Origin of the sequence: Leifsonia sp. YAF41, from assembly GCF_052113185.1 — a bacterium.
In the GTDB taxonomy this organism is placed as follows: Bacteria; Actinomycetota; Actinomycetes; order Actinomycetales; family Microbacteriaceae; genus Cryobacterium.
Window position 1 is genome coordinate 184,781 of sequence record NZ_JBFRCS010000016.1, and the last position, 21,548, is coordinate 206,328.

At 61.6% G+C, this 21,548-nt stretch carries 17 protein-coding genes and 2 pseudogenes; 8 read left to right on the plus strand and 11 right to left on the minus strand.

The features are described from left to right. Positions 1–5 precede the first annotated feature (5 nt). Positions 6–275: a hypothetical protein gene (locus tag AB4Y63_RS17665; RefSeq protein ID WP_441792371.1), complete on the minus strand. Its 270-nt coding sequence runs from the start codon at positions 273–275 to the stop codon at positions 6–8. 9 nt (positions 276–284) lie between these two features. After that, positions 285–452 (minus strand): hypothetical protein, encoded by a 168-nt coding sequence (locus AB4Y63_RS17670; RefSeq protein ID WP_441792372.1) that lies wholly within the window; start codon positions 450–452, stop codon positions 285–287. A 542-nt stretch (positions 453–994) separates the two neighbouring features. On the opposite strand from AB4Y63_RS17670, the gene AB4Y63_RS17675 reads away from it, so the two are divergent. Beyond that, positions 995–1,696 carry an SOS response-associated peptidase gene (locus AB4Y63_RS17675; RefSeq protein WP_441792373.1) on the plus strand — a complete coding sequence of 234 codons (702 nt, stop codon included), beginning with the start codon at positions 995–997 and terminating at the stop codon, positions 1,694–1,696. Between the two features lie 127 nt (positions 1,697–1,823). Here AB4Y63_RS17675 and AB4Y63_RS17680 read toward each other — a convergent pair whose 3' ends face one another. The 3 genes from AB4Y63_RS17680 to AB4Y63_RS17690 all read right to left on the minus strand — a co-directional run bounded on the left by AB4Y63_RS17680 (position 1,824) and on the right by AB4Y63_RS17690 (position 2,524). Beyond that, a complete protein-coding gene (locus tag AB4Y63_RS17680; RefSeq protein ID WP_441792374.1) occupies positions 1,824–2,012 on the minus strand; it encodes a hypothetical protein in 189 nt (62 codons plus the stop codon). A gap of 154 nt (positions 2,013–2,166) precedes the next feature. After that, positions 2,167–2,325, minus strand: coding sequence for a hypothetical protein (locus tag AB4Y63_RS17685; protein WP_441792375.1), 159 nt, complete (start codon positions 2,323–2,325; stop codon positions 2,167–2,169). A gap of 31 nt (positions 2,326–2,356) precedes the next feature. Continuing rightward, entirely contained in the window at positions 2,357–2,524 is a 168-nt protein-coding gene (locus tag AB4Y63_RS17690) for a hypothetical protein (protein WP_441792376.1), read from the minus strand. Between the two features lie 352 nt (positions 2,525–2,876). Here AB4Y63_RS17690 and AB4Y63_RS17695 point away from each other — a divergent pair, with 352 nt between their 5' ends. The 7 genes and pseudogenes from AB4Y63_RS17695 to AB4Y63_RS17725 all read left to right on the plus strand — a co-directional run bounded on the left by AB4Y63_RS17695 (position 2,877) and on the right by AB4Y63_RS17725 (position 17,435). After that, positions 2,877–3,140 (plus strand): hypothetical protein, encoded by a 264-nt coding sequence (locus AB4Y63_RS17695; RefSeq protein WP_441792377.1) that lies wholly within the window; start codon positions 2,877–2,879, stop codon positions 3,138–3,140. A gap of 172 nt (positions 3,141–3,312) precedes the next feature. Next, a complete protein-coding gene (locus AB4Y63_RS17700) occupies positions 3,313–4,563 on the plus strand; it encodes a hypothetical protein (RefSeq protein ID WP_441792378.1) in 1,251 nt (416 codons plus the stop codon). 4 nt (positions 4,564–4,567) lie between these two features. Further along, positions 4,568–5,095, plus strand: a complete 528-nt coding sequence (locus AB4Y63_RS17705; RefSeq protein WP_441792379.1) for a hypothetical protein — start codon at positions 4,568–4,570, stop codon at positions 5,093–5,095. A gap of 1,037 nt (positions 5,096–6,132) precedes the next feature. Beyond that, the gene (locus AB4Y63_RS17710; RefSeq protein WP_441792380.1) at positions 6,133–13,515 is read left to right on the plus strand and encodes a DUF7507 domain-containing protein; all 7,383 of its coding nucleotides are present in this window, start codon (positions 6,133–6,135) and stop codon (positions 13,513–13,515) included. Positions 13,516–13,910: 395 nt separating this feature from the next. After that, a pseudogene (locus tag AB4Y63_RS17715) lies at positions 13,911–14,190 on the plus strand (AAA family ATPase); the annotation flags it as partial. Positions 14,191–14,833: 643 nt separating this feature from the next. Further along, a complete protein-coding gene (locus tag AB4Y63_RS17720; protein WP_441792381.1) occupies positions 14,834–16,120 on the plus strand; it encodes a hypothetical protein in 1,287 nt (428 codons plus the stop codon). Between the two features lie 871 nt (positions 16,121–16,991). After that, positions 16,992–17,435: an Hsp20/alpha crystallin family protein gene (locus AB4Y63_RS17725; protein WP_441792382.1), complete on the plus strand. Its 444-nt coding sequence runs from the start codon at positions 16,992–16,994 to the stop codon at positions 17,433–17,435. A 666-nt stretch (positions 17,436–18,101) separates the two neighbouring features. Here AB4Y63_RS17725 and AB4Y63_RS17730 read toward each other — a convergent pair. The 6 genes and pseudogenes from AB4Y63_RS17730 to AB4Y63_RS17755 form a co-directional block, all read right to left on the minus strand. Next, positions 18,102–18,692 carry a DUF6036 family nucleotidyltransferase gene (locus AB4Y63_RS17730; RefSeq protein ID WP_441792383.1) on the minus strand — a complete coding sequence of 197 codons (591 nt, stop codon included), beginning with the start codon at positions 18,690–18,692 and terminating at the stop codon, positions 18,102–18,104. After that, the gene (locus tag AB4Y63_RS17735) at positions 18,692–19,267 is read right to left on the minus strand and encodes a helix-turn-helix domain-containing protein (RefSeq protein WP_441792384.1); all 576 of its coding nucleotides are present in this window, start codon (positions 19,265–19,267) and stop codon (positions 18,692–18,694) included. Before AB4Y63_RS17735 ends, AB4Y63_RS17730 begins: the two co-directional genes overlap by 1 nt. A 103-nt stretch (positions 19,268–19,370) precedes the next feature. Beyond that, entirely contained in the window at positions 19,371–19,961 is a 591-nt protein-coding gene (locus AB4Y63_RS17740) for a recombinase family protein (RefSeq protein ID WP_441792385.1), read from the minus strand. Positions 19,962–20,268: 307 nt separating this feature from the next. After that, positions 20,269–20,604 (minus strand): hypothetical protein, encoded by a 336-nt coding sequence (locus AB4Y63_RS17745; protein ID WP_441792386.1) that lies wholly within the window; start codon positions 20,602–20,604, stop codon positions 20,269–20,271. Positions 20,605–20,653: 49 nt separating this feature from the next. Continuing rightward, positions 20,654–21,217: a hypothetical protein gene (locus AB4Y63_RS17750; RefSeq protein WP_441792387.1), complete on the minus strand. Its 564-nt coding sequence runs from the start codon at positions 21,215–21,217 to the stop codon at positions 20,654–20,656. A 31-nt stretch (positions 21,218–21,248) separates the two neighbouring features. Further along, positions 21,249–21,455, minus strand: a pseudogene (locus tag AB4Y63_RS17755) (alcohol dehydrogenase catalytic domain-containing protein); the annotation flags it as partial. Positions 21,456–21,548: the final 93 nt, after the last annotated feature.

Genomic DNA, 21,548 nt, shown 5'->3' on the forward strand with positions numbered 1-21,548 from the left:
GAAGCTCAGCGAGGCCCCTCCGGCCGCGACCCTGGCGGAAGATTGGGCCGCTTGTCCGGGTTGTCGAACAGTACGAGCTCGTCCGCCTTCTCGAGCGACGGGTACCGACCGACCATCACGCGCTTTGCGGGGTCGAGATCCCATTTGAAGAGCAGATAAACGTCGGTTCCGCTGACGTCGTGCACGCGTTGGATGAGAGCTTTCGGAAGCACCGGGTCGGTGCGCATACAAAGCCAGGTGTCGACGTCATAACGGATCGGTTTCGGGAAAGCCACGAACCGACCTTACGACTGACCGCCGACAGTGCTATCCCGGTCGACGCGCAGGGATTGCATCAGCCAGCCTTCAGGAACGAGCGCAAGCAACTTGATAATCGCAGTGTCGTAGTCGGCGTCATGCACTTCGATTCGCTCGGACTCGTCACCATTTGTGATGGTCGTGTAGATCCTCATCGGCGCGCCTTCCAATCGCTCAGGATGGGGATGCGACATTCCGGACACGCCCAGTACGAGACTGAGCCGATCCCGACTGCTTGACAGCGCGCGAGGCAGTCGGGGCAGTTCGGCGGGTCGATGCTCGCGAGGTCATCCATGCCGGCGATGCTACTCCGGCTGCTCCACGAAATGGTCGCGGCCGACGATGATCGTCTGCATCGGCACCTGCCAGCCCTCGAATTGCAGATACTGGTTCGGTCGCCTGTCGAGTGTCAGCGCTCACCACTACGGTTTGGCCATGGAACCTAATCTTCTCGCCGACCTCATCCTGCAAGGAATGTTTCACCGGTCTTTCGACCGCTGCAGTGGCCCTGCTGAACATGTTTACGCAAGCAGCTACCGCGCACCCGTGGATCGCCATCGGACTAATCACCTTGGCCGTGCTTTCACTTGCTCAGCGCAAGACCCGGCGTCGTCGACGTCGGCCGAGTTTCTAACGAAGTCTGGATTGGCCCTCGCCATCCGTTGCCCTCTGACGATGAACGAGGTTAGCTTGCCGCATGTGCGGACGCTTTGTGATGGACAAGAACACCGACGATCTCATCAACGAGTTCGTGGCCCAGGGCGGCGACTTTCGCGATTGGCGGCCGTCGTACAACGTTGCCCCCACCGATCGTGTACCGGTGGTTCGAGAGTGGGAACATCACGGCGAATTGACGCGCAGCGTCGACGGCGCGACATGGGGCCTCAAGCCGTCGTGGGCGAAAGGCAAAGGCCCGGCGCCGATTAACGCACGCCTCGAGTCTGTCGCGACGAACGGCCTTTTCCGCAACGCCTTCGTATCGCGACGCCTCGTCGTACCGATGGCCGGCTACTACGAATGGCAAACGCTCGAGGACGGGAAACAGCCGTACTTCATCCACGGCCCTGAGAGCATCCTCGCCGCTGCAGGCCTGTACGAAGCGCAGAAGCAAGACGACGGCGCGTGGGCACTATCGATGACGATCATCACCCGAGAAGCCGCAGACGCCAGCGGGGAGATCCACGACCGCATGCCGGTGTTCCTCACTCCTGATGTACTCGACGAATGGCTTCATCAGGGGAAGCTCGAAGTGAATGACGAGATGCTGGCTATGCTCGACCGGTCGTCCCTGGCCATGGCGCGAACCATGACCACGTATCCCGTCTCGCGCCGAGTCAACAGCGTGCGCGACGAGGCAGCGAAAGTCGACCCCGCACTGATCGAACCGATCGATCTCTAGGCTGACGCCAACTGACGGCGTGCCTGAGACGAATAGCAGGGCGAGCATGCCGGAATGATCCTCCGGAACACCGCCCGATGTGGGCGGAGACTTCGCGCCACGACCACGAACCCGCTGCTGACGGCCATTACTTCTGCTGCACGAACAGCATGACCCACCCAACCGGCACTTGGGCCCACAGGGAATGGAACGCGCTCAGGTAGGAGTCGGCTTCGGACTCGATCTGGTTCGTCTCGCCGTCGGGGCCGCCGTTGCGGATAACCGCTATGAGCCTCACAGTCACGCCCTTCTGCTGCTGATCAATGGCACTCTGCATTCTGGGCAGATCCAGTACGGACGGTAGGGCAGGCCCCCGATCTCATACGGCAACAAGTGCACCGGGCACACGGGTTCGACGCCGAGCATGTCGTCCATGACAGGGAGTGTACGCCTCCCGGCCCGTTCGAATCAGGCCAGGAGGAGTGACACTCTTAGTCCCCGCCGAAGTCATCGTCAGCGTCGATCCATACCGCATCTTCGCCTGCGTCGACGAGAGCACGAAGCCGCTTCACTGCCGAAGAGTAGTCGTCGGCCTCGAACTCGACGAACTCGGGATTGTCCCCGTGCCAGACCATTGCGTACACCTTCATCAGCGCCTGCTCCCTCCCGACGAAGGCGACCCTACGACTGACCGCCGACAGGCTCGTCCGGGTCAACCTCGATCGCTTGAATCTGCCAGCCCTCGGGTAGTTTCGCTTTCAGTTCTGCGAGGCCGGCATGGAACTTGTCGGCGTGCACCTCGACGCGCATCGTCTCGTCGCCCTTCTTGGCGTCTGTGTAGATCCGCATCAGCTCACCTTCCAGTTGCTCCCGATTGGTACATGACGACCCGTGCACACACAGTACGAATGAGATCCGATATCGATCACTTTGCCCTGTGTGAGGCAGTCGGGGCAGATCGGGGCGTCGATGCTCGCGAGGTCATCCATGAGGGGAGTGTACGCCTGCCGACCCGTTCGGGTCAGGCCGGGAGAGGTCCGAGGCCAGGCGCCTACCGGCTGATTCGTTAGTCGTTCGGCGTCTGTACCGCGCGTTCCCGACCAGTTAAGAGCCGCCATCGGACTGACAGTAATGCCTCCACAAAGCTAGAAAGCCTTCTTCTAACGCGTCAGCTCGTTCTCCGAGACAAGGTAGAGCGGGGATGTCATCGTATGTAGGAAAGTACGGAGGCGAATCCGCCTGCAACCTCGCTTCGGTTGACATCGAACAGAGTGACATCGAACGGTTCTTCGCGGTGAGCATCGTCGACACATGGCTATTGGATACGCGGATAAGGGGGAACTCGGAGATGCCGGGCCGCGCCGAGTTCGAGCACTTCATGAAGTTGACACCAGCTGAAGGTAACCAATGGCCGCGCGAGAACTTTACGGCCTATTCCTTCTCCTTACACCGTGGCGAAGATTGAACCCTGGACTACTCCAGGTTCAATCAGGGGTTTGGGTCACTGACCGATCCCCATACGAACCGTCACTGCAGCTCTCGGGGCAAAGGGTCAGAGCGCCGCCGCGCCGGCACTCCGGACCGGGCGTAGAGGGATAAAGCTCCTAGAGTATGGAGGAACAACCATTGGGGGGACCATGAAACGTTCAAAGCTGTTCGTTTTTTCGGCAGTTCTTGCAATAACTATTGGCGGGGCTTTCGTTGCACCAGCTTCGGCGGACGAGGCTGGCTCGCCAATTGCGCTTGTGCTCGAGAACACAAAGTCATTTGTAGACAAATTGGGCCAGCCCATCGAGATCATCAAGGATTCCGATGAGATAGGGCAACGCGTAGTTGTTGGCCGGAACACAGCTGGAGAACCGGTATTGATTCGCATCTTTAGTGCTCCTCCGACCGGTGAAGCAGTGATACCGGATCCTGAAATTGCTGCGGAGGACGCACTCCAGAACTCGACGGCGATGAATCCGGGGAAGGTAGAGGAGACAGTTACTTCCGAGACCAATCCGGTAGTCCCGAAGGAACTCTTCAAACCCACGTTTGCTGTTGCCGTAACTCCGACTTCAGTATCGCTGGCATGGGCAAACGACAACCTATCCGGATATACAGTTTCGGAAGGCACCCGAGAGAGGACGGTGAATGATCGAGAGTTTACCGATGCCGCCCTCACGCCCGGCACTGAATACACCTACAACATCGACCCAGTTGCAACGGACGGCGATTCCAGCTCATTCACACTTTCCGTAGCAACTCCACGAGCGGTTGATGAGAACTCTCGACAGGACGCCCTCTCAGCCGCCAACGATGCGCTTACACTTTCCGCTGCCGTGTCAGGAGTCGTATTTGAATACGACACTTTTATTCCAGTGGCGATGGTGTCCGGAAATGACGTCTTCGCATGCACCCTTCAAACAGGCATGCAATTCGGAGGTGACGGTAGAGGTTATGTTCCGCCCGGCGACGACGACTACAGGACCTCTGTCTATGTCAACGCAGGCTTTACTTCGGCCTCGCTTTCAACCACGAAGTACGTTGGCACGACACATCTTTATAAGAACGGCGTCCTGTACCAGCAAATGACTGCCCCCTCGACGGGAATTACTTTCAGCGACAAACAGATTTCCTCTACCTACGCTCAAGCCAGAATTACGCATTCCGTTGGCAATCCGTTCTGCAATGCCGGCGCAATTTCGTACGGTGTCCTCGTGCGAAGTTACTCATCGGGACTTGTAGAAGTGATTGGGACTCGTCTCCCCGCACCAAACCATGCGGGTTGGGTCCTTTTCAAGTACACGTGGGAATCCCTGTTCAAATACGACAACGAAGGATTCATCTGCTTGACCGGAGTGTGCGGTGAACGCAGCACGAACGCCTCAAAGTACAGCAGCTAGGAGCATGTCCACTCGACAGGCGGGTCCGGCGGCAGGTGACTTGTCCCTGCAGAAGAAAGCGGTATTGCTGTTTTCTTCTGTAGAGACCGCCATCGTTCTTGGAGCGTTGTTTGTCGCATTGACCTACACAAGCGTTTCACCGGACATAGACGTTCCCGGTTGGCTCGGCAGGTGGCTTTCATACATCGCCATCTCCAGCGTCGTTGGGATCCCGGCCGCAGCCATCCTCAACGTATTGGCGCAGCTAGTCACGAAGAAGCTTCGGGTTAATCTTTTCGGTCAGATTGCTATCTATGGCGGTCTCGGTCTGTTGTCTGGGGTGTTTGTGCTCGTCTACGGCGCTCTCTTTCTTCCGTCCGACCCCATCATCGGGATTGCAATATTGGTGTCAATTTGTGGGATGTGGATAGGAGTTCTTGGACGGATTTTCTGGGAGGTCTTTCTTCGTTTCAGGACGATCGGATATCTCGCGGCAGTTGTCGATGCGTTCTTGCTCCTCGCAGCGATAATCGCTTTTCTTTCGAGCCAATAGAAAATCAGTCCAGCTTTGGGGCAATCTGAAATGTTCAACCCTCTTCGAGAGAGTGTGAACTCAAGTCGAGAGACCAATCACGACTTGGTTTGTTGCTACCTGATAACGGAAGCTTCCGCGGGCGGCATTCGTCGTATCACTTAGTGATCGCGGTTTGATGTCACGTACCCACCATGCCTCTTCCACGTGTAGTCCCTGATTCGCCAGAACCGCGCTGGCATTTTGACGCTGCTGCAAATGCTCCCGCGGGGGTGAGCCGTCTCGTAACCCATGCTTATATCTCATGGGATACAAGACGCTGACTACCCGCTCTCAACTAGCGCGGCAACCATGTAGATGCGCCAAATAGCGATCACAGAACGCCGCCACATAGCGCCGAAAGCCACACGCTACTCGCTCCCGCAACGAGCGTCCCGCAGGGGATTCCCCTTACGGCCAAGGGCCGATGCGCCGAGTCACGGCAGAAGAATTGTCTTCTGTGCCAGGATTGAGGTCGATCCCGCCTCAGCTTTGCCTCCCCCGGCAAGTGCAAGGCGGGATTCTTGTATGTAGGAAAGTACGGAGAGGCAGAGCCGCCGGCAACCTCGCATCGGTTGACATCGAACAGAGTGACATCGAACGGTTCTTCGCGGCGAGCATCGTCGACACATAGCTATTGGATACGCGGATAAGGGGAACTCGGAGATGCCGGGCCGGGCCTAGTTCGAGCGCTTCACACCAGCTGAAGGCAACCAATGGCTGCGCGAGAACTTTACGGCCCCTATTCGGCGCCGGAGCAAACGGCTTCGTCGGTGAGCGCGTGTTCGGCGTGGTCATGAAGTGCACCCCGCCACCAGAACGAGAAGTACACCGTGAAGCGCGTCGACGAGCTCGATCAGGCCGGGGACGCGTTCGGCGACAACGCCGCCGGCACGAAGACCCATGTCGTCCCCGCATGACGAGGCGAATATGCGAAACTCGCGTAAGGATTCGAGCTCTCGCGAGTCCACTTAGTGTGGCTTTACTCAAAGGGCCGAACAACGGGGTAGGCGAGTGTGATGGCTGGACGTAATCGATTGGTGCGCTTGTTGGCGATGGCGTTGATGGTGCCGCTGATGGTGTTGTCGCTGTTGTTCGGGTCGGGTGTGCCGTCGGCGCAGGCGGCGGGGACCGCGCAGCTCCTGGTCACCGTGGTCGCAGTGGATTCCGCATCGGGCGCACCGATCACGTCGCTCACTTCGTCGCAGTCTCCGCGCCGGATCGGTTTCAGGGTCGACTTCTCGTGTGTGTCGGCGGCGTGCGACAGCGCGACGGTGAAGTTCGATCCGACGCAGCTGGACCCGAACTACAACTTCTACCGTCTGCTGAGGCAGACGGGGTTCACGCCCCCGCTGAGCGGCGGATCTCTCGCCGGGTCGGAGACGGCGGGGTACACCGTCGCGCTCGGCAACCTTTCCGCCGGTGCGTCGGGTCAGTTCACGCTCGAGTATGGGTGGCAGGACCTGGGCCAGTCCGGGTACACACCGGAGCGGCAGGACTCCGCGTACGCAATCTTCCCGGACGGCTTCGAAATCACACAGGCGGTGCGCGGAAACGCCACAACGGCGGTCGGTGAGCAAACCGCGACGACGACGCCCGTGATCTGGCATATCCCCACCCCGGATCCGACGATCTCGACCAACATCCAAGCCCCGGCATCTGGCTTCTTCTCAACCGACACCGACATCACCTACCAGCTGCGCATGTCGACCGGGTGCAAGAACGAAGCCAACCGGTTCACCTACGACTTCCAGTGCTCGTCCGCGTACACGGTCACGCATCAGTTGCCGCCGGGCGCGGAGCTGGTCAGTGCCCCCGGCAGCTACACCAAGACGGGGAGTGCGGCGACGGGCTGGTTGTTGACGTGGGTCGGTCCGCCGTGGGCGAACACGGGTGATACGTCGCTCGTCGGGTGGGCGGCGAACCCGCACACGATCACGATCACCTTTCCCCGCGCGAATGTCGCGCCGGCGGGGCAGCCGTGCAATTTTACGACGCAGTTCAACGGTCCGACGGGTCGTGTCGACGCGACCTACATCAGCCTGCCGGCGACGCCGGGCGTGCAGAAATTCGCGACGCTCGCTCCGAGCGGCCCGTTCCAGTTGAAGTGTTCGGATCCGTTCCCGCGTGCGGCGATGGATCCGAAGCAGTCGACGTACGACGGTGCTGGGCGTGCGTTGACGGCGGACGCGACGGTGGTGGTGCCGGCGACCGGGGTGAATCTGAAGGAATGGCGCGTCACGACATACAACACCGCGAACATTCCCGGGGTCGCGGTAGTCACCGACAACACCCTGGATCAGCCGGACCTGCCGGTCTATCAGATCGTGGCTCTTGCGGGCTCGACGATCGTGTGGACGGCGACGGACGGGACGACGACCGTGTCGGGAACCTCGACGGGCACGGCGGATGCGCCGGCCGGGTTCCGGTTCGCGACGTCAAAGGTGACGTCGCCGTCCCTCGCCCCGCCGAACACCATCCCGGAACAGACCTTCCGCACCGCATTCACGGTGCGGTATCTGTACAAGGTGAGTCCCAGCGCGCCGGGGGGTGCGCGGCGCACGAACACCGCGTCGGCAGTGATGCAATGGCCGGGGCATCCAGAATTCCCAGACACGGTACTGGGCCCGACGACGGGCACCGTCGTGCTGATCGCCCCGTTCGGGCGGATCGCCGCCTGGAAGGGCGGGTACACGTCCAACGACTCGAGTCAGACCCTCGGCGGGAACAACAATGATCACCCGTCGGGGACGGTCGACCTTCCGATCCCGACCTCGAACAAGTCCTTCTGGTGGAACGTCTGGGCGGTGAACTCCGGGAATGCGCCGGCAATCGCGACGATCACCGACACCACGCTGAACGATCCGGAGCTTCCGATCACCTCGCTTCAGCCGTTGACCTGGTCCAGTGCCGGCGGTTGCTGCATTCACATTTCAGCGAACATCCAGTACACCCTGGACGACGGGACCACGGGCACTGCGTCGAACGTCACCGTCTACAACGCCCCGGCCGGGCGGCGGATCGCCTCGTTCACCGCGACGACCGTGAACCCGATCACGGGCGGTTCGACGACGCCGGCCGATGGCGGCTGGAACAGCTTCGTGATGACCCTGGGCGGCACGCTCGGTCCGAACGCGACGCCGGATTCCTCGCACGCGAACACGTTCACAGGCTCTCTCGACTATCAGAACCCCAGTGTGCCGAACCTGACGGCCGGGAACACGTTCACCGTGCACCTGGTGGGCCCGAACCCGGTGCTCACGGCGACGATGGGCAATCCGACGATCGCGGGTGGGGCGAGCAAGGCGACGACCACGACCGATGTGACCTTCACCGTGGGCGGGACGACCGCGCAGGTTCCGCTGACTCGGGACATCACGCCGGAGTATGTGTTCATGGCGCCGGTGGGGTGGAATATCACGCCGGGTTCGGCGAAGTTCCCGGCGGGGTCGGTGCCGGCTGGCGTGCAGTTCACGTACCGCACGGTCACCGTCGCCGGGGTGCCGCGTCAGGTGGCGGTCGCGTCGTGGCCGGCGGGGACAGCGTGGGGCAAGAACATGACGCTGCCGGTCATGTCGGTGGTCGCCCGTCCGACCGCGGCCGCTCCCTTGGGGACGAACGTGGCGCGGGGGTTCATTGCGAACACGAACACAGTCAAGTCGGGTGATACTTTCACGAACCAGTTCACGGATACCCCGGATCTCGATGGTAATCCGGCCACGACGCGGTTCTCGGAGGCGAATCCTCCGGCGAGTGTCTCGGTCGGTAGCGTCGCGGCGATGCAGGTGTTGAAGGAGATCTGTCTGCCCGACGCGTCGCAGCCCGACGGGTGCAAGTGGTATTCGGATCCGAACAACGCGGTCGGGGTGCCGCCGAACTCAACGAGCATTAAGTATCGGATCTCGGTGACGAACACGGGGAACACGCCGTTGTCTGACGTGGTGGGGTATGACATCCTCCCGTACGTAGGCGACACCGGTACGAGTACCGCGACGTTGTCCACGCCGCGGGGGTCCACGTTCCAGGAGACGGTGGCATCGGTGACTGGTCCCACGAACGGTGCGACGGCGACGTTCTCGACGTCGACGCAGCCGTGCCGTGCCGAGGTTGCGACGGTGCCGGGGTGTGTGAGCGGATGGGGTACGACCTCCTCTGGTGCGCAGGCGATCAAGGTCGTGCGGCCGGGGGTGCTGGCGGCGGGTGATTCGTTCTCGATGCAGTACACGGGTGCGGTGATCAATGCACCGGGATTTGGGGCGAAGGCGAGCAACTCATTCGCGGTGAAGGCGACCGGGCTCAGCAACGTGTCGGAGCCGGCGCCGGTGACTGCGACGATCGAAGAGACCGATCTTGCGGTCGTGGCGGGAACACCACAGTTGCAGAAAGGCCGGCCGGGGGTGTTGCCGTGGACGGTGACGAACCATGGGGGTGCGCCATTCACGACGGGTGAGGTGAAGGTCGCGATCCCCGCGGGTCTTGAGGTGACCTCGTTCAGCCCGACGGGGTGGACGTGTACCGCGGTGGATGGCAACGGGACTCCGGTGTTCGGCACCGCGATCGGTCCGGCGGTCCTGACCTGCACGCCGACGGCGCAGTTGGCGAAGGGGGTACCGCAGGCGCTGGATATCCCGGTGCGGCCGACGACGACGGGCGCACTGACGATGACGGCAGACGTGTCGGGGTTGTTGTTCGACGGGAACATGCCGAACAACGATGATGACATGTCGGTGAAGCCGACGGCCGCGGCCGGTGATGTCGGCGTGATGAAGACGGACGGGGTGACGACTGCGCGGCCGGGTGACGTCCTGACGTACACGATCACCGTCGATAACCCGCTGGACTTCGAGACCCTGACCGGTGCCACTCTGACCGACACGCTGCCCTCTCGGGTGACGTTCGTGTCGGCCTCGGACGGCGGCACGGAGTCCGGTGGTGTGGTGACCTGGGCGCTTCCGAACATGCCGGGTCAGGGTTCGTTGACGCGGACGGTGACGGTGCGGGTGTCATCCACGATCAATACCGCGGAGCTGGTGAACACGGCGCGGGTGTCGGCGCCGGATCCCGCGAACCCCGGAAAGCCGTTGACCGGCACGGCGGAAGACCGCGACACCGTGGTCACGCGCCCGGAGATCACGCTCGTGAAGGGGTCGGAGCAGCCGACGTACGCTGCGGTGGGGGATGTCGTGACCTACACGTTCGCGATCCGGAACACCGGCGATGTAACGCTGACGGACATCGACATCAGTGACGAGCTCGAGGATGTCTTCGACATCCAGTTGACGTGGCCTCCCGGCTCGACTGGCCTGCTGGCACCGGGTGTTCCGATGACCGCGACGGCGAAGTACACGATCACGCAGGCGGACATCGATGCCGGTCGGGTTCTGAACACGGCGACTGTTTCGGGGAAGCCTCCGGCAGGTAAGAAGGTCACCGACACGGATTCGCACACGGTGACGAGTACCGCGGTGCCGCATGTCACGTTGACGAAGACGAGTCAGAGCACGCCCGCGCGTGCCGGTGACGTGGTCACCTATTCGTTCGTCCTCGTGAATGATGGTCCGATCACGTTGCAGAACGTGGCCATCGCTGACCCGCTGCCGGGCCTGACCGGGTGGAATTTCACGTGGGGTCCGAGCGGGCCGAACGTGCTCGCCCCGGGGGAGAAGGTGACGGCGACGGCGACGTACAGGGTGACGCAGGCTGCGGTCGATGCGGGGCAGGTCGTGAACACGGCGACCGGGTCCGGGCGCACACCGACCGGTACGCCGGTGAGTGATGACGACACGTTCACGATCCCGATCACCAGGGCGCCGGCGATCGCGTTCGACAAGGACGGCGAGTACACGCCGGGCGAGCGGGGCGAGGCCGGAGAGACGATCAATTACACGTTCACGGCGACCAACACGGGCAACGTGACGCTGACCGGTGTGGTCGTGACGGACCCGCTGCCGGGACTGAGCGACAAGGAATATCACTGGCCGGGTGTGGTTGGTGTGCTCGCGCCGGGGCAGGCCGTGGTCGTGAATGCGTCGTACACGGTGACTCAGGCGGATGTCGACGGGGCCGGTGAGGTGACGAACACGGCGACCGTGGACGGCATGGGTCCGGGTGACGTTCCGGTGCATGGTGAGGATACGGTCACGTTGCAGACGCCAGTGGATGCCGGGATCCAGATCGTGAAGACCGGTCGGATCGAGGGTGATGCGCCGGTGCAGGCTGGTGATATTGTCCGTTACCGGTTCGAGGTCACTAATCTCGGCGTGCTGACTCTGCATGGCGTCGAGCTTGATGACGTGATGGTGGGCCTGTCGGACATCGATCTGACCTGGCCGGGCGTGGAGAACGTACTCAAACCGGGTGCGACGCTCGTCGGTACCGCGTCGTACACGCTGACGCAGGCGGATGTCGATGCGGGAAAGGTGGTGAACACGGCGACCACGAAGGGCATCACGCCCGGTGATGAAACGGTTACCGACGATGACACGCTCACCCTCGTGATCCCGGCCGCTCCGGCGATCACGCTCGACAAGGATGGCAAGTACACGCCGGGCGAGCGGGGCGAGGCCGGCGACACGATCAATTACACGTTCACGGCGACCAACACGGGCAACGTGACCCTGACCGGCGTGGTCGTGACGGACCCGATGCCGGGCCTCAGCGACAAGGAATATCGCTGGCCGGGTGTCGCGGGTGTGCTCGCGCCGGGACAGGCCGTGGTCGGGACCGCGTCGTACACCGTCACCCAGGCGGATGTCGACGGGACCGGTGAGGTGACGAACACGGCGACCGTGGACGGTACGGGTCCCGCCGGCACCCCGGTGCATGGTGAGGACACTGTCACGTTGCAGACCCCGGCCGATGCGGGCATCCAGATCGTGAAGACCGGTCGGATCGAGGGTGATGCGCCGGTGCAGGCTGGTGATGTCGTCCGTTACCGGTTCGAGGTAACGAACCTGGGTGTCGTCACTCTCGGCGAGGTCGGGCTCGACGACCGGATGGTGGGCCTGTCGGACATCGACTTGACCTGGCCGGGCGAGGAGAACGTACTCAAACCGGGCGCGACTCTCGTGGGTACCGCGTCGTACACGCTGACGCAGGCGGACGTGGATGCGGGAAAGGTGGTGAACACGGCGACCACGCGCGGCACCCCGCCGCGTCAGGGCGAACCGGTCACCGACGATGACACGCTCACCCTCGTGATCCCGGCCGCTCCGGCGATCACGCTCGACAAGGACGGCAAGTACACGCCGGGCGAACGTGGCAAGGCCGGCGACATCATCCACTACGAGTTCACCGCGACCAATACCGGCAACGTGACGTTGACCGGCGTGGTCGTGACGGACCCGCTGCCAGGCCTTTCTGACCTCGCATACACCTGGCCGGGGGCGGAAGGCGTGCTTGCTCCGGGGCAGTCCGTGGTCGCGACCGCGAAGTACTCGGTCACCCAGGCGGATGTCGACGGGCCCGGTGAGGTGACGAACACGGCGACCGTGGACGGCATGGGTCCGGGTGACGTTCCGGTGCATGGTGAGGATACGGTCACGTTGCAGACGCCAGTGGATGCCGGGATTCAGATCGTGAAGACCGGTCGGATCGAGGGTGGCGCCCCGGCCCAGGCCGGCGATGTTGTCCGTTACCGGTTTGATGTCACCAATCTCGGCGTGCTGACTCTGCATGGAGTCGAGCTCGACGACGAGATGGAGGGCCTGTCGGACATCGATCTGGACTGGCCGGGCGAGGAGAAGGTGCTCAAACCTGGCGCGACTCTCGTCGGTACCGCGTCGTACACACTGACGCAGGCGGACGTGGATGCGGGAAAGGTGGTGAACACTGCGACCACGAAGGGCATCACGCCTGGTGATGAACCGGTCACCGATGATGACTCGCTCACCCTCGTGATCTCGGCCGCTCCGGCGATCACGCTCGACAAGACCGCGACCATCAAGCAGGGGGTGTGGCAGGAAGGCGATACGGTCAGCTACGGTTTCACGATCACGAACACCGGGAACGTGACCCTCCAGGGCGTCGTCGTGACCGACCCGATGCCGGGCCTGTCGGATCTGGTGTACACGTGGCCCGGAGACGAGGATCGGGTCCTCGCCCCGGGTGAAACTGCAACTGCGACCGCCGAGTACCAGCTCACGGCCGCAGATGTGAACACGGGGGAGCTCGTCAACACAGCGACGGCTACCTCCGATCGGACGCCGGACACCGACGACTCGGTCACGCTCACTGCACCGCCTGTAGTGCCTGTAGTGCCCAGCGTGTCGGAGATGCTCGACAGCCTCGCACACACAGGTGCAGGCTTCACCGGTGTGTTGTTGACCGCCGCGGCGCTGCTCGTCGGAGGGGGTCTGGTTCTCATGGTCATCCGCCGCCGGCGCAGGCAGGAACGCTACTGATGGGCAGAGCAGCTAACCGGAGGCCTGCCGAGTAGGAGGCGAAAAGACGAAGCCCCGAGGGATGATCCCTCGGGGCTTTGTCGTGGTGATGGGACTTGCGGCAGCCTCGGCAGAGGAGTGGTTCCCCACGGAGCCGCAGCTCCACTCGTGGGATCCGCCAGGAGTGTCCGAAGGCGGCGATGGTGTCGATCGCATGAGAGCATCGATGAGCAAGTTCGCGCCGTGGCGGCGAGACTGCCGTTTCAGCTGGAGCTCAAGCGGATATGGATGGGACGTTCGCTCGGCAGATCGACCTCGGCCGCCGCGCCGGCGGGACGACCCCCGACCGCGCTGGCAGACAGCGGGGCGCACGCAGGTTCAGGAGTCCGCACGCAGCGTCGCGCCCGTCAACCCAGCACAGCAGGCTCGGCTTCGCCCACCAATACCGGACCCTCGGTCACGATGAACTGCAATTCGTCCTCACGCGTCAGTGGAAGCAACAAAACGCTCGACCTCCACGATTTCACCGACGCCCAAGCCTTCGCCACCGCCGAACGTATCACTCGCGGCAACTTCAAGCTCCTCGAACGCCTCTTCCCACAAATCGAACGCGTCCTCAAAATCAACGACCTCGACATCATCACCAACGACGTCATCGAAGCCGCGCGCAGCACCCTCGCTTTCGGACCGACCTGATCCCGCCGTCAAGCGTCAAAGAAACACCGCCATCAAGCGCCAAAAGCCACAGTACAGAACCCGATTTCACCGCCCACAATTTCAATCAACGGATGGGGACCGCGGAAGGGGCGGGGGCCGTGTAGCAAATACGAACGAATTCGACACACGATGGTTGTTGCGCAAGACGCCCCCGGGCCTAATCTCGGGCGGGTCATACGGCCAACACATGCCCGCACGCTCAGCGGAGTCCAGCCCCCACAAGGGAGTGTCCACTGGCGGTCCGGCTTCTGGGCGGCTATGGGCGACGCGCAGTCATATGCCGATGGTTGATCTGACGATCGAGACCAGGCGCGATCTACCCGGCCGTGATCGGTTAGGTCGAAGTTGCGAACGTGTTGACGTACGAAATCCCCGTGTTGACGGGGGTCTCGCGGGTTTCGGGGGTTGGGGAAGACCAGCCGAGTAGTTGGCCTCGAGGCGCGTCTGCGGGATTGAATGCGGTCGCAGCAGCCCCAGCGAAGTGCAGGCTCCGTTGTTGTCCACCCATCCGTGGCGGCGGTTCCATGACGTCCGCATGCGCATGAATGATTGACGATTCTGTCTGACCTCCGATAGCTTTTCGAAGAAGCCAGTCGTTCAACATCCCAAGGGGAGGAAAAGAATGCTGAAAACAACGGCTTCAACTCGAGGAGTGCTCGCACTGCTCGTCGCTGTAGGAATCGGAATTGTTTCGGCGGCGCCAGCTGCCGCAGGGGAAACGCTGAACGTCACACCTGATGGCAAAGGGGGATCCCTCGTTTCGCTGCCTGACAAGCAGGGGATTCCACCCGAGATACGCGCGGCAATACAGCGAACCGTGGAATCATCCGCGGGCGAGAAGATTAACGATCTGGTCTGGGACGCAGCGACTTCGACTCTGGAAGTACACGTCGTCGGTAGCAACAGTCCCGAATTGGAGCCGATCTTGGGCGAGGCATTCCCAGGCGCATATCGGTTCGTGCAGGACGAGTACAGCTCGGCAGAGCTCTCGTCGCTGGCCTATGAGCTCGCCAACGAAGGCGTAGCTTCGGGCGTCCCGATCGCGTCGGTGAGTCCAGCCAAGAATAACAGCGGTCTAATTGTCACACTCGTAGAGGGGAAGACCTCAAAGCGAAATGCACCTTCAGATCAGAAGGAGTTGCAGTCGATGAGTGTCGTTCCGCTCCGATTTGAGAGCATTGGTACCGCGCCACAGCAAGCAAACGGGTGGCGCTGGGGTGATGATTCGCCGTTCTGGGGCGGGGCAAGAATCTATGGTCCGGCTGGGAATGCCTGCACCTCCGCATTCCCGGTGATCAATCGACAGACTGGATTCAGCGCCGTTGCGATGCTCACCGCGGATCACTGCGGCAGCACAGGCGAGTCATGGCGTTCCGGCCAAGCTGCCAGCAGCAACTGGTCCGTCGGGACGCTTCAAAGCGGGAACTCGGGCGGCTCAGATATCCGCCGACTCGGCGGCGCATCTTACGAAGGAAGCGTCTACGTCGGTGTTTACAACTCGGGCCAGTACAACAATGTGAAGGGTGCGTACTACCCGGTGAAGGGAGACGTTGTTTGCCCGAGCGGCTCATATTCGGGTGTCAACTGCCGTGCTGAAGTGCAGTCGACGAATGATGTCATCTGCTATTTCGGCGGCTCCTGCTATAACAACCTGGTCACAGTCAAGAGCGTGACGACAGACCCGCTGTTTGGCAATGGCGACAGCGGGGGTCCAATCCTTGTCGGCGCTGCCGGCGGCGGTGTGCTCGGTGTGGGCGTGATCAGTGGAATCAACACAGGAGGCACGAACGAAAAGCCCTGCGAAGGCGTGGCGTCAGGTGGAGGCCGTTCCTGCTCTGTCTTCGGCTACTTTGCGAATGTGCGTGCGTTCTTCGACAACAATTCTGGCTGGGTGCCACTGACTAACTAGGCATGTGTCGGCGGCGCGGTTTCACCGACTGGCTTCCGCGCCGCCGACACCGCTAGGCCGCCTGACACGAAACCGGACACGACAGCTAGCGCGACAAGCGCAGCCCCAAGAGTGTTTTGCCCACCTTTTCGGCCGAAAAAGAAGCTGTCGCTGCACCGAAGGTCTGAAGCGCTATCGCAAACTATGAGGTTCGCGGGCTGGATATCGCTCGTCAGAACGATCACACCGAGCCAAGCCGCCCCCACAGCTATGACGAGAAGCAGCACAGAAAGAACTCCAAACCTTCTGCGGCGAGTGTGTCGCATCAATCTTTCAGAGCTCACGTCTGTCTCCTCAAACAAGTGGACCATGCTATCGGCCCGACCCTATCAGTGATGGTCTGCTGGGCCCGAGGCACGTCGGCAGCAGCCCAGACTGCTCACGCGCCTGCGCCTGGTTTTGCCGGTAGCTGTTCGCGACGGCTTTGCCGCTGCCGCACTTGCAACCGAGACTGTCCGTTGGAGGTTCCGCAATCAGGACACGGGCGATTGCGTCGAACCGCCGGCACACCGACGCCCATATGACCTTCCCCTTGTGAGATGGCGATATCGCCATTCTGCGGCGAAAGAACACCGCCACTTTTCGGCAAAAGCCACACCGACATTGCTCCGTCGAATAGAACGGTACTGACGGGTGGTGACAAAGTGTGTCGTTGAGCGATCCCCTTCCGGACATGATCAACCCCGCTGATTCGCGCAGCTGAGCGCCGGCGGGGCCCTTGAAACCGGTGAGAACGGGATTAATATCGGCAATAGCCGAGCCGGAAGGGCTCGACTCTGATGAATAGTGGGCGGTCCGAGTCACCGGGCCCCGAGAGAAAGCGAGTTGAAACATGGCTGTGAACTTCGATCCGTTCCGTGACCTGGACCGTGTCACCGGCGCGCTCATGGACATCCGTGGGCCACGTCTAATGCCGATGGATCTCTACCGGGAGGGCGACGTCTACATCCTCAACGCCGACATGCCCGGCATCGACCCCGGTTCTGTTGACATCGACGTGGACGGGCAGTTACTGACCATTCGCGCCGAGCGCACCATGGCCAGTCACGAGAACGTGAAATGGATCACCCGGGAGCGCCTGTCCGGATCGTTCCTGCGCCAGTTGAGTCTGGGGCAGGGTATCGACACCGAGCAGATCAACGCGACGTACGCCAACGGTGTGCTCACCATTGCGATCCCGGTGAGTGAAACGGCGAAGCCCCGCAAGATTGAGGTGCGAGCGCCAGACGAGCACGTTCTGACCATCGCAGAGGGGCGCACGCAGTCTGCAAAATAACGACGGACTACAGGTAAAAAGTGGGGTTCGGAGACGATTCTCCGGCCCCATTTTCGCGTTCGCGGGGCAGCATTGCAGGAAGGCCCCCAGTACATTCCCGCTAATACATGCCCGCCCCGCCATTGAACGTGACGGGCCTTTCATACAACGGCGGCTCCGTTGCCTTTCGGCTGAAGGACCACCAACTGCGCCCAGCTCACCGAGATTTCTCTCGACATAAGTGGGCAGATACTTCACGCCTTTTGCCGTCGCCCATTCCCCGATGGCGTGGCCAGCATCCGTGCGCTTATCGAACGGCGAACCACGGCGCTTTGGCATTTTGCGCGTCCCAGTAGAATCCCGCGGCAGTCGCGATGACTCCCACGGTCGCCAAGGCATAACTCCACCCCCGCTTCCACGCACGCGCCACTCCTGCAGGGCATATCAATCGGTCCCAGGTGCCGGACCGAGCTGGATTTTCGCCCGCGCGGGCGAAATTTGGACATTTAGTTGCCCGACATCATGCCCGGCCCAATGCTGCTCTAGAAGGGTTCGAGTCTGCAAGTACTGATCGTGGATCATATCTCTCTAAGGATCGCTCTCGTTCCAGAGCTGATCGTGTAGTAAATGGTCGATTCGTGACCATGAGAATCGCGCCTCCCCACTCGGGGGAGGGTCCCTTCCGCGCTAACACGCTGAGGGTGGTCCTCCAATCGAGGGTGCGGGTGGTACCTCGGGGATGCCGGGGAGACCATGAGCGAATATGGGTTCCAGGAGGCGAAGGGCTTTGTCGGGAAGTCCGTCGCCGGGGTAGAAACCGTTGAGGAGCTCTTCAGCCGCGTCGACGTCGCGGATGTGGCAGATGGCGAGAAGGTTGGCAATGTCCTGCACATCCCGCCCGGGGCGTGAGGCGTTCAGCTTCATGGCGAGCAGAGCGCGTGGCGAGGCGACTTCGACGGTGATGTCCTCGCTGGCGTAGAGGACTTCCCATTCAGGGTCGGCGCCGTAGGCGGGGATGAAGATGCTGGCGTTGCTGTTGAGCCAATCGTGTGGCCAACCGTTTTCGTTCGCGACTTCCATGGCGGCCGCGAGGATCGGTTGCTCGGGTTGCAGGTGTGCGTCGACGTCGGTAGTGGTGCGGCGGTCGAAGTAGCGGAGTGCGAGCGCGGCACCGCCGACAATGCGGATGCCAGCCGATTGGCCGGCCGCACGGAGCTTCGTGATGACCGCGTTGATGCCGTTGATGAGATCGTCGCGGTCGAGTTGATCGCCGGGCACTAGATGCTTTCCAAAGTTGCGGACTCAATCAGGATGCCGCGGTTGAGGAACTCGGTCGGGACCTGTGCCGGGTCGGCCGGGATGTCGTAGTCACTGGTCCGTGGTGCCCAGGGCTTCCCCGGGCTCCCCGTCTTTGTGCTGACCCAGTCGGGAACGGGGAGGGAGTCTGTGTTGAGACGGAATTCGCAGAGTGCGGCGATTGCGGCATCCCACTGCTTGGATCCCGTCGGGGGCGGTTCGGTCAGCGTGAGGCCGACCCGGGTGGCGCCGTGTTCGGCGGCGAGGTTGTCGGCGAGCTGTAGGAAGCGCCGAAACGCCAAGGCCTCATCGGTGTTGGCGAGGGCGGAGCTGATCTCCGATGCGATGCGGGCCGCGTCGCTGCGCACGGTGGGAATCGTGACCACTGTATGACGCGTGGCGCGCAGGAGCGATTCCAAAGTTGCGACCGTTGGCTCGCGTTTGCCGTGCTCGATGAGGGAGAGCGAGGACCCGGCGATTCCGGAACGCAGCGCGAGCTCGCTCTGACTGAGACCGCTGGCCGCTCTCGCGGACCGTGCGAGGATCGTTGCCGCCACAATACCCACCACCTTTTACTAAGTAGTAAAATTCTACCACGTGGGGTTCGGTAGCGGGCAGATCCTCGACACCGGCGGACTCCTGCGGGCTGGGTGGCGAAAGTTACGTCGGGAAATTCGTGGCGTGGTTTTGCTGGTGACGGTAGAGCGTCGCCCTGCTCCAGCCGACAAGCTGAGCTGCTTGCTCTGCGGTCTTCCCTGAGGCCCGCGCCCGGGCTACGATTTCGAGTTTCTCACTGCTGACGGCCGGATCGCTGATCGGACGGCCGAATCGGGTACCTGATCCGCGGGCGACAGCGATGCCCGCATTCACGCGTTCGATGATGAGCTCGCGTTCATACTCGGCCAGAGTGGCGAGCATGTTCAACATCAGCCGGCCGGTAGAAGTAGCAGGGTCGATGCCGTCCGAGATCGAACGGACATTAATTCCGGCGTCGCGGAAACCGTTCACGGTGTTGAGGACATCGATGAGGGAGCGGCCGAGTCTGTCGACTCGCCAGACCACAACTGTGTCGCCGCGTTCGGCGTAGTCGAGAAGCCGCTGCATGCCGGGCCGTGCGGCGGCCGCTTTGCTGCCTGAGGTGACGTCGGCGAATACGTCTCGTTTTTGCACCCCTATTAAGAGGAGTGCGTCGAGTTGAAGTTGTGCATCCTGGTTGCTGGTGCTGACACGGGTGTATCCAAGAAGCCTCATCCCCTCAGCATGTCTCACAAACCCCATTTGACCAGGGCGAGACACGCCGTGCAGCGAGACGACTTATCGAGACAATCCCGATGCGCGGAATTTCGCGATTGAACGTTCTCGCACGCAGGCCTTGTCGGGCGTCTCGGAAATCATTAGATTTTCGAGACAGTTCGGGTGCGTCAAACGAGAATCGGGGCTGAGCCCGCCAGATCGGACGATACGCCGGAAGATGGTCCTTTTTTGAGATTCACTATGCGAACACTGCAATTTCATCAGGATCAAGAAAACCGAGAACGGTTTCCGCTGTGTTCGCTAATTAGCCAAACATTGGGAATTGCTGGCGAGTCGCCACCGCGATATAGAGACTGAGAATTAGTGAGAACGCTGCGGTCGCATAGGAGATGATCACAGCCATATATGCGAGAACGCTGCGCGGTTGAGACCGCAGTTTCCGTCTCTGAATCGACACGTAGGCAAGGCCGATACTGAAGGTGGACACGGCGCCAAATCCGAAGAAGACGGCTGCGCCAAGTGCCACAAGCGAGAAGAAAAAAGCCAAACTCGAGAGCCAGTCCGTCGGCCTCTGGACTCTTCCTCCCCCTCCCGACGAGATGTTGACGCTTCTTTCTTGTGTACCAGATGGATCGGTCATGCTCCGACCTTACTGTTGAACGTGTTCGGTGAGGCAGCGGGACCCAATTTTACCTATCCTTTGCTAAGCGCATCGGATTTCTGAGGATGAGCCATGGCGCTGTCATCGCGAACACTGCCACCCATGCTCCTGCAGCCACCATCATCCACGCACCCAAAATTTCGGGAAACTCCAGCCGAGTCCGGAAGAGATAGAGAGCGAAAATCCCGGAAGTGGCGAATGCGCCCGCACAGATCAACTGTTCGATCATCAGCATCTGAAAAAGCGCGCCTTTTCGCGTTCCAGAGAAACGATACGCGGCGAATTCGCTTGACCTCATTCGATATTGCAGCGTTGAGATGATGGCGCCGATGCTGCCGAGAAGAATCGGGACAAATCGATCTAGCCTGCTAAGAAAACTGGCAACGAGTGGGTATGCGCTCGGCAATCGGGGCGACGCGACAACCTGACCACCTGATCGCACTAATTCTGTTTGAGCAAGAATGCCGATTTGATCGGGAGCGCTGTATCGGCCCGCCAGGATCGTGCATGATTCGACATTCAGCCTGTTGGGTTCGAGAGGCAGGATGACCGAGGAGCTTAGGGCCAGCCGGGTTTCGTATTTGGAACCCACGACCGCATCAAGCGTCCCGTAGGTCTCGCTAAATAACGGTGATCGTTCCGACGCCCTCGTGGCCGAGGATGCGGCCGGGGGTGACTGCGGGAACGTCACCTTTCAGAATGTGCAGGTCGGTGCCGCAGATCGTCGTCGTGTCGATCTTCACAATGATGTCGGTCGGATGCTGGATCGTCGGCGTCGGGACCTCTTCCCACGATTTCTGTCCGGGTCCTTTGTAGACGAGTGCCTTCATGGTGATGTCCGATCTGTTTGTTCGTCGCGGCGATCACCCGGCGCCACTGTGCCTGCACGCGATGACCGAATGTGCCCGAGCGTAGCCTGCTCG